The 17031-nt window shown below is 61.7% G+C and carries 12 protein-coding genes and 1 pseudogene; 8 read left to right on the top strand and 5 right to left on the bottom strand.

Annotation, left to right across the window (positions count from 1 at the left end; translation table 11 throughout):
* Positions 1-201 precede the first annotated feature (201 nt).
* The 3 genes from BLW25_RS12955 to cysQ form a co-directional block, all read right to left on the bottom strand.
* The gene (locus BLW25_RS12955) at positions 202-1281 is read right to left on the bottom strand and encodes a glycosyltransferase family 2 protein (RefSeq protein ID WP_092899674.1); all 1080 of its coding nucleotides are present in this window, start codon (positions 1279-1281) and stop codon (positions 202-204) included.
* Positions 1282-1285: 4 nt separating this feature from the next.
* Positions 1286-2185, bottom strand: coding sequence for a UTP--glucose-1-phosphate uridylyltransferase GalU (galU, locus tag BLW25_RS12950; protein ID WP_092899672.1), 900 nt, complete (start codon positions 2183-2185; stop codon positions 1286-1288).
* 179 nt (positions 2186-2364) lie between these two features.
* Positions 2365-3168 carry a 3'(2'),5'-bisphosphate nucleotidase CysQ gene (cysQ, locus tag BLW25_RS12945; protein ID WP_092899670.1) on the bottom strand — a complete coding sequence of 268 codons (804 nt, stop codon included), beginning with the start codon at positions 3166-3168 and terminating at the stop codon, positions 2365-2367.
* 231 nt (positions 3169-3399) lie between these two features.
* Between cysQ and BLW25_RS12940 the strand changes: the two genes are divergently transcribed.
* The 5 genes and pseudogenes from BLW25_RS12940 to radC all read left to right on the top strand — a co-directional run bounded on the left by BLW25_RS12940 (position 3400) and on the right by radC (position 9173).
* Complete coding sequence (locus BLW25_RS12940) at positions 3400-4224, top strand: ABC transporter permease (protein ID WP_092899668.1); 825 nt, start codon at positions 3400-3402, stop codon at positions 4222-4224.
* Positions 4221-4901: an SH3 domain-containing protein gene (locus BLW25_RS12935; RefSeq protein ID WP_092899666.1), complete on the top strand. Its 681-nt coding sequence runs from the start codon at positions 4221-4223 to the stop codon at positions 4899-4901. The genes BLW25_RS12940 and BLW25_RS12935 overlap by 4 nt, the downstream gene beginning before the upstream one ends.
* 213 nt (positions 4902-5114) lie before the next feature.
* Positions 5115-7031: pseudogene (gene dnaK, locus BLW25_RS12930) on the top strand (molecular chaperone DnaK); the annotation flags it as partial.
* 69 nt (positions 7032-7100) lie between these two features.
* Positions 7101-8258 (top strand): molecular chaperone DnaJ, encoded by a 1158-nt coding sequence (gene dnaJ, locus BLW25_RS12925; RefSeq protein ID WP_092899663.1) that lies wholly within the window; start codon positions 7101-7103, stop codon positions 8256-8258.
* Between the two features lie 138 nt (positions 8259-8396).
* Positions 8397-9173 carry a RadC family protein gene (radC, locus tag BLW25_RS12920; protein ID WP_092899661.1) on the top strand — a complete coding sequence of 259 codons (777 nt, stop codon included), beginning with the start codon at positions 8397-8399 and terminating at the stop codon, positions 9171-9173.
* Here the strand turns inward: radC and BLW25_RS12915 are convergent, their stop codons facing one another.
* The gene (locus tag BLW25_RS12915) at positions 9174-10706 is read right to left on the bottom strand and encodes a phosphate ABC transporter substrate-binding/OmpA family protein (RefSeq protein ID WP_092899659.1); all 1533 of its coding nucleotides are present in this window, start codon (positions 10704-10706) and stop codon (positions 9174-9176) included.
* Positions 10707-11333: 627 nt separating this feature from the next.
* A complete protein-coding gene (secA, locus tag BLW25_RS12905) occupies positions 11334-14060 on the bottom strand; it encodes a preprotein translocase subunit SecA (RefSeq protein ID WP_092899655.1) in 2727 nt (908 codons plus the stop codon).
* A 185-nt stretch (positions 14061-14245) separates the two neighbouring features.
* Here secA and BLW25_RS12900 point away from each other — a divergent pair, with 185 nt between their 5' ends.
* The 3 genes from BLW25_RS12900 (at position 14246) to BLW25_RS12890 (ending at position 16960) form a co-directional block, all read left to right on the top strand.
* Positions 14246-15103 carry a peptidylprolyl isomerase gene (locus tag BLW25_RS12900; RefSeq protein ID WP_092899653.1) on the top strand — a complete coding sequence of 286 codons (858 nt, stop codon included), beginning with the start codon at positions 14246-14248 and terminating at the stop codon, positions 15101-15103.
* A 16-nt stretch (positions 15104-15119) separates the two neighbouring features.
* The gene (argJ, locus tag BLW25_RS12895; protein WP_092899651.1) at positions 15120-16490 is read left to right on the top strand and encodes a bifunctional glutamate N-acetyltransferase/amino-acid acetyltransferase ArgJ; all 1371 of its coding nucleotides are present in this window, start codon (positions 15120-15122) and stop codon (positions 16488-16490) included.
* Between the two features lie 71 nt (positions 16491-16561).
* Positions 16562-16960, top strand: coding sequence for a (deoxy)nucleoside triphosphate pyrophosphohydrolase (locus BLW25_RS12890; RefSeq protein WP_092899649.1), 399 nt, complete (start codon positions 16562-16564; stop codon positions 16958-16960).
* Positions 16961-17031 lie beyond the last annotated feature (71 nt).

The following is a 17031-nucleotide window of genomic DNA, read 5'->3' as shown; positions in this document are numbered from 1 at the left end:
TGCCCCCGAACGCCGGGCGTCGGGCCTGTATTCGTCCCGCACCTTGACGGCCCGGGCTGCGTTTTACATGAACCGGCACCATAGCCTTGCTTTTGTCTTCTGGCATTGTTTCCATTATGGAAATTGCTGTGTTGATAGCTAGAGAAATGCCGTCACAAAGTAAACATTTCACCAGGCTGAAAGATGGTCGCGGGCAATGGTTCATACCCAGCCCCCGCGTGACATGAGGCCAAGCGCCTCCAACTGCCGCCAGCCGGTATAGCGCCGCGATTGCGCGGTCTTCAGCAGTGGCGCGGCGATCAGCCCGTCATAATAGCTGCCAAAGCGGGTGGGATCGGCGAAATGCTGGCGGCGCTCTTTCTCCTCACCAGATTTTTCAATGATTTCAGGCAGGAATTTGGTGTGGAGCAATACGCCCGAGGTCATCTCGCCTCCGGTTTCGTCGAAGACATGATTAAGGGGCGCCGGCAGCAGTGAATGGGTCGAGTTATGCCAGGCATAGCGCCAGGACCATTTCACCAGCGGGATCTTGTTCAGGGTTGGCGCACGGCGGGGGTCATCGGCAAAGAACGTCCGCGCGCGGGGGCCCCCCTGGATCCAGAGGCTGCGCAGCGGCTGTTGCACCTGGAGGCTGTAATTGCCGGAATCAAACCATTGCAGCAGGTCAAGCGGGTCGGTGCCGGGGGTATAGGGCCGCTCTCCCAACCGGTCTTCGGGGTAGAGATCCAGCATCATCGCGGGCATCGACCGGTGGCCCTTGCCTTCAAGCCAGGCGGTCAGCGCGGGCAGAGGCCGGGTCTCGTGCCAGGGGTAGACCAGCAGCTCATCGGCATCGAGCACGAGGCACCAATGGCCGTTCCCGTGCCGCATCAGCACCCAGTTCAGCCAGTCCAGCCCAAAGCGCGATTTGCGGTAAGAGCCGGCGGTGGACCAGAGCGAGACATCCGGCTGGTCGCGCAGCAGGGCTTCGCTGCCATCCGTGCTGGCATTGTCTATGATCAGGAAATGATCCACGCCGAGCCGGCGGTGATGCGCCAGAAACCAGGGCAGTCGCGCCACCTCGTTCCTGACCACCATCGCACAGAGGATGGCGCCTTTCCAGATCGCACCGGTGCGGTCGGCCAGGCGGGTCAGTTCGCGCCTTTTGCGCAGCGCACGCGCCAGCAATATCCGGCGCCGGTTGCGCAACCGCCAGGCCCCGATAAGGCTCTGGCGGCTGTCTTCAGCGGCCGGCAATTCGCCGATCGCATATGTCAGGCGGGGGGCTGCGCCCGCCGTCATGAGGTTACTCAGCCGCTTTCAGCTGCACCAGCATGTCATTGAGGTAGGCGGTGAACTCATCGCGCAGATCGGGGCGCGACATGCCGAAAGCCACGGTTGCCTGCAGGAAGCCCGCTTTCGAGCCGCAGTCATAGCGCATGCCCCGGAAGCGGTAGCCGTAAACCCCGGTACCGCCCCAGCCCGCCTCTTCCGCGATGGCATCGGTCAGCTGGATCTCGCCGCCGGTGCCAAGCTTGGTTTCATGCAGGTTGTGCAGCACTTTCGGGTCAAGGATGTAACGTCCGATCACCGCGAGGTTCGAGGGTGCATCCTCGGCCTTCGGCTTCTCGACCATCCCCTTCGCCCGCACGATAGAGCCACGGTCTTCGGCAATATCGAGCATGCCATAGGACGATGCTTTCTCCGGCGGGACTTCCATCGCCGCAACCATATTGCCGCCGGTTTCCTGATAGGCCTCAACCATCTGCGCGAGGCAGGATTGCTCTGCCGCGATCACGTCATCGGGCAGAAGCACGGCGAAAGGCTCATCGCCGATCAGGCGGCGGGCACACCAGACGGCGTGACCAAGGCCAAGCGGGCGGTTCTGGCGGACATAGGCGATGGCGCCGGAATCCATATTGGTGTCTTCCAGCACCTTCAGCAGCTCGGTCTTGCCCTTGCGGTTCAGCTCGCTCTCAAGCTCGGGGGCGCGGTCGAAATAATCCTCAAGCGCGGATTTCCCGCGCGAGGTCACGAAAATGAACTCTGTAATCCCTGCGGCCCGCGCTTCGTCGATCGCATATTGGATCAGCGGGCGGTCGACGAGGGTCATAATCTCTTTTGGCACCGACTTGGTGGCAGGCAGGAAACGGGTACCGAGGCCAGCGACAGGGAAGACGGCTTTAGTGACTTTTTGGGGCTTCATGATCGCACTCGTGTTTATTCCGGCGCAGCATTTGCACCTCAATTTGAGCTCTTCCCAGAACAATTTGTCCTGAATTTGGCGCCAACGTGTTTCTAGGCGAGATTCTGCTAAAGTACAGCGCGAAAGCGTGTGGAGAATTCTGCCTCAGGTTGAATTGCGCAAATCTCAGGCAATGCGGGTCAGTCCGGAAATTTCAGAGAGACCCCGGGCGCGCGGGCAATGAAGAAAGGATTGTCCCAGCCGGGTTTGCCATAGGTCAGGGGGGCGTGGCTGTCGAAATGCAGCACCTCGCCGCCGGCCCCGCGCAGCACGGCATCCCCTGCGGCAGTGTCCCATTCCATGGTACGGCCGAGGCGCGGATAAAGATCGGCCTCGCCCGTGGCGACCAGACAGAATTTCAGGCTGGAACCGGCGCTTTTCGAATCTCTGACCGCATAGCGGCCGATGTAAGCATCCGTTGCCGCATCGCGGTGCGATTTCGAGGCGACAACCATCAGCGCGCCGTTATCCGGCGCCGCATTGACCCGCAGTGGCGTCAGCGCGCCGGGCCGGGTTTTGTCGAAGGGCCCGGCCTCCTCGACGGCGGTGCCATCGGCCAGAGTATAGAAAAGCCGTTCCTTTGCAGGCGCATAGACGACACCATGGCGCGGCACGCCATTCTCGACATAAGCGATATTGACGGTGAAATCCCCGCGGCGCTGCACGAATTCCTTGGTTCCGTCCAGCGGATCGACGATCAGGAAGGTCGAGGCAGTCAGGGCATGGCTCGCGGCCTGTTCCTCGGTGATCAGCACCAGGTCCGGAAACTCCGCGCGCAACCCGGCCGAGATCAGTGCATCGGCGGCCTCGTCTGCCTCGGTCACCGGGCTCGAATCGCCCTTGGCCTTAACCTCGAAATCCGGGCCGTTATAGACTTCCATGATCCGGTCCCCGGCCTCGAGCGCGAGGCGGCGGATGACGGTGACGAGGCGGTCAAAGTCCATGAAATGCTCCGGTCGGGTCTGATGGGGCGCGAAATGGCGCCTGTTGCCACAGGGTTTGCAGCCCTTTATCTTCGCGCGGAAAGGGATCGGCAAGCAATCGCTGCCAGAATTCCAGGAACTGCCCCGATTCAGACGCTTTTCCAGGGGATAGTCGGCCGACCGCAGGGGGCGCTGCCCGTGGTTCGGTACCGAGACACGGCGCGACGGCCAGAGGCAGCAAGGGCATCATCCATGTTCCGACCAGAGGCGCAACGGATCTCGCATATGCGGACCGGCTTCGAGCTTATCGAGGTGATCTACCACGCCACCGTGCGCCAGCTGCGCGGCTCGCATTCCAATGCGGTGGTCGCTTTGGTGATGAATGTGCTGCAGGCGGTGCTGGTGCTGGTGTTGTTCGTGGTGATGTTCGATCTGCTGGGGATGCGGCGGCTGGCGCTGCGCGGCGATTTCATCCTTTACGTGATGTCGGGCGTTTTCATGTTCCTGACCCATGTGAAAGCGCTTGGCGCCGTGGCAGCGGCAGACAGCCCGGCCTCGGCGATGATGATGCATGCGCCGATGAACCCGATCATCGCAGTGGTCTCGGCCGCGCTGGCCGCGCTGTATAAGCAGACATTCGCGGCCGGGGTCATCCTGTTCGTCTATCATGCGGTGATGCAGCCGATCACAATCTTCGACCCGATCGGCACTATGGGGATGTTCATCCTGTCCTGGGCCTCGGGTGCGGCGATTGGTCTGATCTTTTATGCCGCAAAGCCCTGGCAGCCGGATCTGGTGGGCATCCTGTCGACGATCTATCAGCGCGCGAATATGATCGCCTCGGGCAAGATGTTCGTGGCCAATCAGGCCTCGGCCTGGCTGCGCAGCAAGTTCGACTGGAACCCGCTCTATCACACGATTGACCAGGCGCGTGGCGATATTTTCCTGAATTATCAACCTCGCTATACCAATATCGAATATCCGATCTGGGCGGTGATGGTCTGTCTGATGATCGGGCTGATGGGCCAGTTCTTCACCCGCAAATATGCCTCGGCCAGCTGGGGGAAACGCCGGTGATCCGACGCTGTCTCACGGGTCTCGCCGTTGCCGTCCTGGCCATTATTGCGCTGGCTCCGGGTGCGGTTTTGCAGGCCGAGACCCTTCCCGCGCTCTATTCTGTTGAGGGTGTGGCCGCTGATGATGAGCTGAATATCCGGGCCGCGCCCGAGGCAGGGGCGGCGATCCTCGGCACCATCGCGCCCGACACCGAAGGGGTCGAGGTGATCCGGCTGAGTGAGAGCGGTGCCTGGGGCCAGGTCGGCACCGCTGAGGGCAATGGCTGGGTTGCGATGCGCTATCTGCGCCCGCTTCCGGTGGCGACCGGCAGCGCGCCGCGCCCCTTCCTCTGTCACGGCACGGAACCGTTCTGGAGCCTGAACAGTGGCGCCGGGACCGGCACGCAAAGCGGCGCATGGGCTGCACCGGAGGAGAGGCCGCAATCCCTTGTGGTGCTGTCTGCGCTGGATCTGTCCGAGCCCCGTTTTGCCACGCCTTCAGGAGAGATGGTCTGGTTCGTGACCCTTGCCGGAAGAGCCGCGAGCGGGGCGGCCGAAATCTTCAGCCTGACCGTCACGCGCGGCACCTGTTCCGACGGTATGTCCGACCGGGTTTACGGCTTCGAAGCCTTTGTCGCGCGGCAAACGAAGGGCGAGGGGCGGGCCTTTCAGGGCTGCTGCACCCTTGACATGCGCTGAACCTTGCCCTGCGAGGCGCCCGATTGCGTGCAGATCAGGCACAGGATTGTGAAAAATCGCGGCCGACTCCGCCCATGTCCCGTTGCAGGCGGAATTGCCCCTGCCTATATACGGCCAGTCAAAGGGTGATGCGTCACCCATTCCAATCCATAACCCTGATCCTGTGCCGAAGTTTCCGGGCAGCGACAGGGGAGATCGCCTGAAGAAAGGGATACAAATATGGCCAAAGTCATCGGTATCGACCTCGGCACCACCAACTCCTGCGTCGCCATCATGGATGGCTCGCAACCGCGCGTCATCGAAAACGCGGAAGGCGCCCGCACCACCCCGTCCATCGTCGGCTTCACCGAGACCGAGCGTCTGGTCGGCCAGGCCGCCAAGCGCCAGGCTGTGACCAATGCCTCGAACACCGTTTTCGCGGTGAAGCGTCTGATCGGCCGCCGCATCGGCGATGCCGAAGTCGAAAAAGACAAGAAGCTCGTCTCCTATGATATTGTCGACAGCGGCAATGGCGACGCTTGGGTCGAAGTGCGCGGCGAGAAATATTCGCCCTCGCAGATCTCTGCCTTCATCCTGCAGAAGATGAAGGAAACCGCTGAATCCTACCTCGGTGAAGCCGTCACCCAGGCCGTGATCACGGTTCCCGCCTATTTCAACGACGCTCAGCGTCAGGCCACCAAGGACGCCGGCAAGATCGCTGGCCTCGAAGTGCTGCGCATCATCAACGAGCCGACCGCTGCGGCGCTGGCTTATGGTCTCGACAAGAAAGAGACCAAGACCATCGCGGTCTATGACCTTGGCGGCGGTACCTTCGATATCACCATTCTGGAAATTGATGACGGCCTCTTCGAGGTTAAATCGACCAATGGCGACACCTTCCTCGGTGGCGAAGATTTCGACATGCGCATCGTCCAGTATCTGGCCGATGAGTTCAAAAAGGACAACGGCGTCGATCTGACGCTGGACAAAATGGCTCTGCAGCGCCTGAAAGAGGCGGCTGAAAAGGCCAAGATCGAGCTGTCGAGCGCAAGCCAGACCGAGATCAACCAGCCGTTCATCTCGATGGACAAGAACACCGGCCAGCCGCTCCACCTGGTGGTCAAGCTGACCCGCGCGAAACTGGAAAGCCTTGTCGGCGATCTGATCGTCAAGTCGATGAAGCCCTGTGCGGCCGCGCTGAAAGATGCCGGTCTCTCCAAGGACGATATCGACGAGGTGGTTCTCGTCGGCGGTATGACCCGGATGCCGCGCGTGATCGAAGAGGTCACCAAGTTCTTCGGCAAAGAGCCGCATAAAGGCGTGAACCCGGACGAAGTCGTGGCTATGGGCGCAGCCGTTCAGGCCGGCGTGTTGCAGGGCGACGTGAAAGACGTGGTTCTGCTCGACGTGACCCCGCTTTCGCTGGGTATCGAGACGCTGGGCGGTGTATTCACCCGCCTGATCGACCGCAACACCACGATCCCGACCAAGAAATCGCAGGTCTTCTCGACCGCTGAGGACAACCAGTCGGCCGTGACGATCCGCGTCTTCCAGGGCGAGCGTGAAATGGCTGCGGATAACAAGATCCTCGGCCAGTTCAACCTGGAACAGATCCCGCCCGCACCGCGCGGCGTGCCGCAGATCGAGGTGACCTTTGACATCGACGCCAACGGCATCGTGTCGGTCTCGGCGAAAGACAAGGGCACCAATCGCGAGCACAAGATCACCATCCAGGCCTCGGGCGGTCTGTCGGATGAGGATATCGAGAAAATGGTCCGCGACGCCGAGGCCAATGCCGATGCCGATAAGGCACGGCGTGAACTGGTCGAAGCGAAGAATCAGGGTGAAAGCTTGCTCGATTCCACGAAGAAATCGCTGAAGGATCACGGCGAGAAGGTCGATCCTTCGACGGTTGAGGCGATTGAATTCGCTATGGTCCCGCTGGAAGAGGCGCTGAAAGGCGAAGATGCCGGCAAGATCAAATCCGGGATCCAGAACCTCACCGAGGCCGCGATGCGGCTTGGCGAAGCGATCTATAAGGCGCAGGCCGGCGAGGCCAGCGACGATGACGGAGATGCGGCGCGGCCGGTTGACGATGACACCATCGTCGATGCCGACTTCGAGGATCTTGGCGACAACAAGCGGAAGTAATTCCGATTTGACCGGAAACGGGGGCGGCCCAATGGGTCGCCCTTCGCCGGTCAGGAGAGGGCTTTTGCTATGGCAAAACGCGACTACTACGAGGTTCTCGGGGTATCCCGCGGGGCCAGCGCCGATGAGTTGAAGAAAGCCTATCGCCAGAAGGCGAAAGAGCTTCATCCCGACCGCAACTCTGACAATCCCGAGGCCGAGGCTCAGTTCAAAGAGGCGAACGAGGCCTATGACGTGCTGAAGGATGCCGAAAAGAAGGCCGCCTATGACCGCTTTGGTCATGCGGCGTTCGAGGGCGGCATGGGTGGCGGCGGCCAGCGCGGCGGCTTTAACCAGCAGGGCGATTTCGCGAGCGCGTTCTCGGATGTGTTCGAGGATCTCTTTGGCGATTTCATGGGCGGGCGCGGCCAGGGCGGCGGCGGTGGCGGCCGGCAACGGGCGCAGCGCGGCTCGGATCTGCGCTACAACCTGCGGGTGTCGCTGGAGGAGGCCTGGAAGGGCGTCCATAAGACGATCTCGGTGCCGGGCTCGGTGCAATGCGATATCTGTCATGGGTCGGGGGCCGAAGGCGGCGCCGAGCCGCAGACCTGCCCGACCTGCTCGGGCATGGGCAAGGTACGGGCGCAGCAGGGCTTTTTCACCGTCGAGCGCACCTGTCCGAACTGCTCGGGCACCGGTCAGATCATCAAGAACCCCTGCAAGAACTGCCACGGGGCAGGGCGGCTTGAGAAAGACCGCCAGCTTTCGGTGAATATCCCGGCAGGCGTCGAAACCGGCACCCGTATCCGGCTCGCCGGAGAGGGCGAGGCGGGGCTGCGTGGCGGGCCGTCGGGTGATCTCTACATCTTTATCGAGGTGAAAGAACACGCACTCTTCCAGCGCGACAGCGTGCATCTTTTCTTCCCGGTGCCGATTTCCATGGCCCGCGCCGCGCTTGGCGGCGAGGTCGAAGTGCCGACCATCGATGGCGGACGGAGCCGGGTGAAGGTGCCCGCCGGGGCGCAATCCGGGAAACAGATGCGGCTGCGGGGCAAGGGCATGCCGGCGCTGCGCGGTGGCGGGGTCGGCGATATGGTGATCGAGCTGCGGGTCGAAACGCCGGTCAATCTGACCTCGCGCCAGAAAGAACTGCTGACCGAATTCGAGAAGCTATCAGAAGAAAATAACCCGGAGGGGTCAAATTTCTTCTCGAAAGTCAAAGGCTTCTGGGATGGGATGAAGGGCTGACCTGTTCAGTCCTGGCTATATTGGGGCCGGTTCCGCATGCGGGGCCGGCCTTTTTGTTGCCCGCATGCGGCTGTGGACATTTCTGTGTTTAACTGTGGTATTAAGTCTTTCTAAACCAGTCGGGCGCAATCTGCTGGCATGGCTCAGCATCATTCCTTCGCAGAATCACCCTTGCCGCCCTTCCTCCCCTTCGGGGATGAGGCCCTTGCGACGCCTGTGGCAATTGCGCCTGGCGGGCGGCTTCCGAGCTATATCCAGGACCACCGCCGAAGGTTGCGCACCCGTTTTCTCGAAGGCGGGGCGGCGGCGATGCCGGATTATGAATTGCTGGAGCTGCTCTTGTTCCGGGCGATTCCCCGCCAGGATGTAAAGCCACTGGCGCGCCTGCTGCTTGAGACATTTGGTGATTTTAACCGGGTGGTGAGCGCGCCGCTGGTCCGGCTGATGCAGGTGAAGGGCGTTGGCGAGGCGGTGGCGCTGGACCTGCATATCGTCGGTGCGGCGGCGCAGAGGATGATGCGCGCGCGGGTGATCAACCAGCCAGTGCTCTCTTCCTGGGATGCGCTGCTGGATTATTGTCATACGGTCATGGCGCATCGCGAGACCGAACAGTTCCGCATCCTGTTTCTCGACCGCAAGAATGTGCTGATCGCAGATGAGGAACAGGCGCGGGGCACAGTCGATCACGTCCCTGTCTATCCACGCGAGGTTGTGAAACGGGCGCTGGAACTGAACGCCTCGGCGCTGATCCTGGTACACAACCACCCGTCGGGCGATCCGACGCCTTCGGATTCCGATGTGACCATGACACTTCAGGTTCAGGATGCCTGTCGCACGCTGAACATCACGCTTCACGACCACCTCGTAATCGGCAAGGGAAGGGAAATGAGCTTCCGCTCGCAGGGCTATCTCTGATCAGAGCGGTTCTGGCGTGAAATTCGGCACGATCCACACTTCGACACGGCGGTTCAGCCGGCGGCCAATAACGGTCTCGTCGCAGGCCATCGGCATCGCCTCGCCAAAGCCCTCGGTCACCGGGATCTGATCGGCCCGAAGATCCGGTGCGAGATCGGCCAGATCCTGAGCCACCCGTTCGGCACGTTCTGCCGAAAGTGCTTTATTGGCACTCGCTTCGCCCTTGCCGTCAGAAAAGCCGGCAAGAATCAGCGTTTTGGAAGGGAAGCTCTCTGACGCGATCATCCGCGCCAGCTGGGCCAGGTTCTCCTGGCTGGTCGCATCCAGAATGGAGGTGTTTTCTTCAAAGCGGAAGGTCAGCGACAGCCGGTCTGCACCATTCATCACTTCGGCCAGCCGTTTCAGATCACCAAGCGTCACGTCATCGCCGGCGCCAAGGATCGCATTGATCAGCCGCAGACCGTCCTGGGTCATCGGTGCGGCTTCGACAGAGCGGTCGATAAAGCCGGCCGCAGACACAACATGGCCGGCGCGGGGGGTGGCGGTGAACTCCAGAAACTCGCGCGCGAAGACCGGAATGCGACGTGGGGCGGGGATCAGGAATTGCGGCAAGGCCAGGGGATAGTCCTCGGCTTTGACAGAAATCGGCAATGGCAGCAGGGGAAAGCCACAGCTGTCAACAAGCGGTGCGGGAATCGCCGGGGCCATCTCGGCACGTCCGGTGATTGCCAGCGCCCAGGGATCTTTTGCGACCGCCTCGGCGAGGTGCTGCATATCGGGGTGAACTATATCGGCCTTTATCGGCGCACCGAGCCGTTCCGACAAGGCGCGCGTCATGTCTGTATCCGGCGCCAATGCATGAAGGACGATCGGCATGTCCGGCCCGCCGAGGTCGCGCCAGTTCTTCAGCTGACCGGCGAGAACCTTCGCGAGATTTACGGTCGAGATCTTCGGCGTCGGATTGCCCGGCGCCATCACCGGGACAAGGGCGTCCAGTGCAATCGGTCTCGCGCCCGAAGCACGCGAGGGCGAGGCGGAGAGCTCCATTTCAGCGGCGCCACTTGCCAGCGCTGCCTGGGCCGGGCCCGGCAGCATCGGCGAGAAAGAGACATCAGCAAGGACAGTATCATCCTGTGCCTTGTAGATCTGTGCCGCCCAGGAGGCACCATTCTGCGGTGTCACTTCGCGAAAGGCCAAACCGCGCACGGCGGCAAAGCTGCTGAAAAGGCCAGGCAACAGCCGTGCCCCGGCATCCGGGGCGCCGACGACGCGGATATCGGCATGTGGCGTGGTCAGATCCGGACAGGCCGGACCCTCGCAGATCACGCCCTGGCCATCGACGGTCAGCAGCCCCCAGGCGGTTTCGATCCGGTAAAATTCGCCGTCATAGCCCTGCAGGCTGCCGGGCAGCACAATATTCCCCTCACGCGAGATCAGCGTGATATCCTGCGCCTGGGCGGGCTGCACGACAGGCGACTGAGACAGGAAAAACAGCAAAGCGAAGAAAATCGCCGCGCCTGGCCGCGTTAGCATCTTTTCCCACCGGGATTAGTTCAGCAGCGCCATTTTCCGCTGCGCTACCGGATTCTTCAACACCTTAATGGCGAGAACCGGCCATAGGCGAGTCAGGCCAAGCGCCTAGATATGTCAGATGCCAGCAGGTGTGACAGCGCTCAGAGCGCGCGGGGGGCAATATCTGCAAATCTGTCTTTGCCAGGGGGCAGCGCGGACTGATCATCGCGGCGCTCAGGTCGGGCCGGAACAGCGAGGGGTTCATCCTGGATTAGCGGCGGATGGATTACTGTCTCAGCAGCGCGCGCCCCGGCCCCTGATTTCGGTCGGGCCCTGTGCTCTGCCCCGGCGACGACTTGTTGCAGCCCGCCAAGCGCGCCGGACTTTGCCATCTCCCCGGGCTGGTTCTTATGCATGCTCTGCACAAGATGCCCCGCCCCCAGAGCAAGGAACAGAACCATCGTCACGCGCAGTATAGTGCGTTTCGTACCCATAGTCAGCATACCCGGAATCGCCCGCATTGGTGCCAGTATCGCAAGAGATCGCGGCAATCCCGTGGCGAGCCTGTGGAATGTTTCCCATCAGGGAAACACCGAATTGAAAAGGGGCGGTTAATGCCGCCCCTTACATACTATTTTCTCCGGATTTTCAGACCAGTTTGCCGTGGCAATGTTTGAATTTCTCGCCCGAGCCACAGGGGCAGGGATCATTGCGGCCCGGATTGCCCCAGCTGGAGGGGTCCGATTCGTCAAAGCCTGACGCAAGCGGCACTGCCGGCGCAGGTTCGGCGGGCGCGGGGTCTGCAGGCGCAGTGGCCGGCCCGACCTCGATCCCGGCGGCGGCCTGTTGCTGCGCCAGCAATTGCGCCATCATCGACTCCTGCTCTTCTTTCGAGAGCGGGCGGATGCGCGACAGCTGTTCCGTCACTTGCAGACGCAGGCTGCCGAGCATCGTCTCGAACAGCTGGAAGGCTTCGGTCTTATACTCATTCAGCGGGTCGCGCTGCGCATATTGGCGGAAATGAATCACCGACCGCAGATGTTCCAGCCGCAGGAGATGATCGCGCCATTTCCCGTCGATTGCCTGCAACAGCACCTGCTTTTCGATCTGCACCATGGTTGTGGCGCCAAAAGCCTCAAGCTTTTCCGCCATATAGCGGTCGGAATGTTCGATGATGCGCTCGGCCATCGCGGCCTGATCGACACCTTCTTCGGCGGCCCATGTCTCGATGGGCATATCCATGTTCAGCCGCTGGCGGCCGGCCTCGCGCAGGCCCTCAAGGTTCCAGGCGTCGGGATAGGTTTTCGGCGGCATGAATTCGTCGACCATGTCGTCGATCACGTGATGGCGCATATCCTCGGCGATTTCCGAGACATGTTCGGCCCTGAGGATGTCCTGGCGCTGGCTGAACACGGCCTTGCGCTGGTCATTCATCACGTCGTCAAACCGCAGGAGCGACTTGCGCACGTCAAAATTGCGGCCTTCGACTTTCGCCTGGGCTTTTTCCAGCGATTTATTGACCCAAGGGTGAACAATCGCCTCGCCTTCCTTCATCCCCAGCGTCGAGAGGATCTTGTCGAGCCGTTCGGACCCGAAGATCCGCATCAGGTCATCTTCCAGCGACAGGAAGAACGACGAGCGCCCCGGGTCGCCCTGACGGCCCGAACGGCCGCGCAGCTGGTTGTCGATCCGGCGCGATTCATGGCGTTCGGTGGCGAGAACAAAGAGACCACCGGCGTCGAGCACCTTGGCCTTTTCATCGGCATGTTCTGCTTCGATCCTGGCGCGCAGCGCCACCGGATCCGCATCCGGATTGGCATCGAGCTCTTCGATCACCTTCATCTCGACATTGCCGCCAAGCTGAATATCGGTGCCGCGCCCGGCCATATTGGTCGCAATCGTCACCGCACCCAGACGGCCGGCATCGGCGACGATCTTCGCCTCCTGCTCATGCTGGCGCGCGTTCAGCACGTTATGTGCGATGCCTTCGGCTTTCAGCATGGCCGAAAGCTCTTCGGATTTCTCGATTGACGTCGTGCCGACCAGCAGCGGCTGACCGATCTCATGCGCCTCGCGGATGGTCTCGACAATGCCGAGGAACTTTTCGCGCGCGGTGCGGTAGACCTGATCGTGTTCGTCCTTGCGCGCCACGGGGCGGTTTGTGGGCACTTCGACCACGCCCAGCCCGTAGATCTGCATGAATTCTTCGGCCTCGGTCGCGGCGGTGCCGGTCATGCCGGCCAGCTTGTTGTAAAGGCGGAAATAATTCTGGAACGTCACCGAGGCGAGGGTCACGTTTTCGGGCTGGATCGTCACGCCCTCTTTCGCCTCGATGGACTGATGCAGGCCGTCCGACAACCGGCGGCCCTTCATCATGCGGCCGGTGAATTCGTCGATCAGCACGATTTCATCGTCACGGACGATATATTGCTGGTCGCGGTGGAACATCTTATGGGCGCGCAGCGCCTGGTTCATATGGTGAACGATCGAGGTCGATTCCGGTGCGAAAAGGTGCTGGCCTTCCGGCAACACGCCCGCTTCACGCAAAAGTTCCTCGATATGGTCGTTGCCGGCTTCGGTATAGGTGACGTTGCGGGCTTTTTCGTCGAGGGTGAAATCCTCCTCGACCAGCGAAGGGATCAGCCGGTCGACCGAGAGATAAAGGTCGCTGCGATCCTGGCTCGGCCCCGAGATGATCAGCGGCGTGCGGGCTTCGTCGATCAGGATCGAGTCGACCTCGTCCACAATCGCGAAATTATGGCCGCGCTGCATCATCTCTTCAATCGAGCCCTTCATATTGTCGCGAAGGTAGTCGAAGCCGAGTTCGTTATTGGTTGCATAGGTGACATCGGCGGCATAGGCGGCGCGCTTTTCCGGGTCGGGCTGCCAGGGGTAAATCACGCCGGTCGTCAGGCCGAGTTTGGCATGAACCTTGCCGATAGTGTCAGCGTCGCGTTTCGCGAGATAGTCGTTCACGGTCACGACATGCACGCCCTTGCCAGTCAGGGCATTGAGATAGGCCGGGAAAGCCGCGACAAGCGTCTTGCCTTCACCGGTCCGCATCTCGGCGATATTGCCCTGATGCAGGAAGATCCCGCCCATCAGCTGCACATCAAAAGCGCGCAGCCCCAGCGAACGTTTCGCCCCTTCGCGGCAATTCGCGAAAGCTTCGGGCAGGATGTCGTCGAGGCTTTCGCCGCCGTCCTGCACGCGCTTTTGAAATTCCCGGGTCTTCGCGACAAGGCCCTCATCGCTCAGCGCGGCAAATTCCGGCTCGAGCGCGTTGATTTTGGCGACCAGCGACCGAGTGGCCCTGACCTTGCGGTCATTGGCGGTGCCAAAGACCTTTTTCGCGAGCGTTCCCAGACCCAGCATGATCTCTCCGTGCGGTCGTTCCTGCGTGATCTCGTGAGGCTGTGACTTGCCCGCCCTTAACGCCTTCCATAGAAAAGCCGGGTAGGTCCGTATTTGTGCCCCGATCACGCGACTGTCGCGATGTAAGGGCTGCAAGGATCATAGTCAACGTTCGCAGGCTCTGCGGCAGATCGGGAGAAGCTGAAATGGCCATAGAAAAGCGTCTGGGGGCTGCCGTTTTCTGGGTGGCCGCCGCTTTCGCCGGGCTCGCGACCGGGCCGGCTCTGGCAGAGCGGGAAACCGCCGCGACCGTGGTCGCAACCGTGAACGGTACCGAGATCACCCTTGGCCAGATGATCGCCCTGCGGGAAAGCCTGCCTGACCAGTATCTGAGCCTTGCCGATGACGTTCTCTTCAATGGTATTCTGGAACAACTGATCCAGCAGGAGGCCCTGGCCCAGGCCCATAGCCAGAAAAGTCCGCGCGATAAGGCGGTGACCATCAATACCGAGCGCGGCTATTTCTCGGGTCTTGTGATTTCGGATGTGGCCAGTGCAGCGGTGACCGATGCGGCCCTGCAAAAGGCCTGGGATGAGAAATACGCAGATTACGTGCCACAAAAAGAATACAGTGCGGCGCATATCCTGGTTGAGACCGAGGCCGAGGCGAAGGAGCTGAAGGCCGAACTGGATGGCGGTGCGGATTTCGCGGCCCTCGCGAAGGAAGCATCGAATGATCCGGGGTCGGGAGAGCAGGGGGGCGAGCTGGGCTGGTTCACGCTGAACCGCATGGTGAAGCCCTTCGCGGATGGGGTGGCGGCTGCTACCCCCGGCAAAGTGACCGATCCGGTGCAGAGCGATTTCGGCTGGCACCTGATCCTGGTCCATGAAAGCCGCGACCGCCCGGCGCCGACGCTGGATGAGGTGCGCGACGTGCTCGCGGGCGAAGTCGAGGAACGTGCCATCGCGGCAAAGATCACCGAGCTGACCGGCGCGGCGACGATCACAAAGCCGGGTGAGGGCATTGATCCGGCTCTTTTGAAGAACAACGCTCTGATTGACTGAGCGGCGGGGGGATAAAATGGCAAAGACTGACTGGAAAGCCGAAGCGAAGAACCTGAAGAAGAAGGTGCGTAAGCTGAAAGACCGCGTGACCGAAGCGGTGTCCGGCGCGGCCTCGGGCGCGCTGAACGAGGTCGCGGCGGTGGTCCATAAGGCCGCGCATCCGGTGTCGCCGCTGGCTCCGGCCAGTTTCCCGGCACTGCCGGTGATCCGGGGGGCGGAATTTGCCTCGGTCGGGGCCGGGATCAAATATCGCAATCGCAAGGATGTGATGCTGGTACGGCTTGCCCCGGGCACGGTTATGGCCGGGGCCTTCACCCGTTCGACCACCCGTTCGGGCTGTGTGCGGGATTGCGAGGCGAAACTGGCCCTGAAGGCGGCGCCCGGCACCGGTGCGGCGATCATCGTGAATTCGGGCAATTCCAACGCTTTCACCGGCAAGATCGGCGATAAGGCGGTGGCGGATGTGACCGGGGCTGTCGCGAAAGCGCTCGGCATCCCGGCCACGCGCGTGTTCTCTTCCTCGACCGGCGTGATCGGCGAGCCGCTGCCGGCGGAAAAGATCACCGCCGTGATCGGTGACCTCACCGGGGGGCTGACCGAGGCCGCGATTGAAGGCGCCGCCCAGGCGATCATGACCACCGACACCTTCCCCAAAGGTGCCACCGCGACGATCGAAGGCGAAGGCGGCCCGATCCATATCGCTGGCATCGCCAAGGGCTCGGGTATGATCGCGCCCGATATGGCGACGATGCTGGTCTATATCTTTACCGATGCGAAAATCAGCCAGACGAGCCTGCAGAAACTGGTCTCGCGCCATGTCGATGGCAGTTTCAACTCGATCACCGTCGACAGTGATACCTCGACCTCTGACACGCTTCTGGTCGCCGCGACCGGCCAGTCAGAGGCTGCACCGCTGAAAGGCGCAGTGCTCAAGGCATTCGAGGCTGCGCTGGCGCAGGTGATGCAGGATCTCGCGCTTCAGGTCGTGCGCGACGGCGAGGGCGCGACCAAGCTGATCGAGGTGCGGGTCTCGGGCGCCGCGACTGATGCGGATGCGGCAAAGGTGGCCTTCGCCATCGCAAATTCGCCGCTGGTGAAAACTGCGGTCGCCGGCGAGGATCCTAACTGGGGCCGCATCGTGATGGCGGTCGGTAAATCCGGCGCCCAGGCCGAGCGTGACCGGCTTACCATCCGTTTCGGAGATATCCTTGTGGCGGAAAAAGGCTGGAAATCACCGGGCTACAGCGAAGACGCCGGCGCAAGCTATATGAAGGGCCAGGAGCTGGTGATCGATGTCGGCCTCGGCATGGGCCGCGCGAGGCGCACGGTCTGGACCTGCGATCTGACCGACCGCTATGTCGCGATCAACGCCGATTATCGTTCCTGACCATTTTCTGTCCGTAAATATCCCGGGGGTCCGGGGGCAGCGCCCCCGGCTCCGGCCAGACCGAGACCTGCATGAAAACCCTTCTCGTTTCCGCCGTCGCCCTGATTGACGCCGATGGCCGCATCCTGCTTGCACAGCGCCCGCCAGGCAAAAGCCTTGCCGGGTTGTGGGAATTTCCCGGCGGCAAGGTCGAACCGGGGGAGACCCCGGAGGCCTGCCTGATCCGCGAGCTGAAAGAGGAAATCGGCATTGATACCTGGAAAAGCTGCCTGGCCCCGCTGACCTTCGCCAGCCACAGCTATGATGATTTCCACCTGTTGATGCCGCTTTTTGCCTGCCGCAAATGGGACGGCATTCCGGTAGCGCGCGAGGGCCAGGTTCTCGCCTGGGTTGCGCCTGACAGGCTGCGTGACTACCCGATGCCGCCTGCTGATCTGCCCCTGATCCCGATTTTGCGCGACTGGTTGTGAGCGGTTACGCAGCAATCGTCATTTTTCTGCCGTTTTTGTTTCCGTTTCTTTAACTTTTCTGTTTCAAAAAT

The organism is Rhodobacter sp. 24-YEA-8, from assembly GCF_900105075.1.
Taxonomy (GTDB): domain Bacteria; phylum Pseudomonadota; class Alphaproteobacteria; order Rhodobacterales; family Rhodobacteraceae; genus Pseudogemmobacter.
This window is presented reverse-complemented; position numbering and strand designations above follow the sequence as displayed.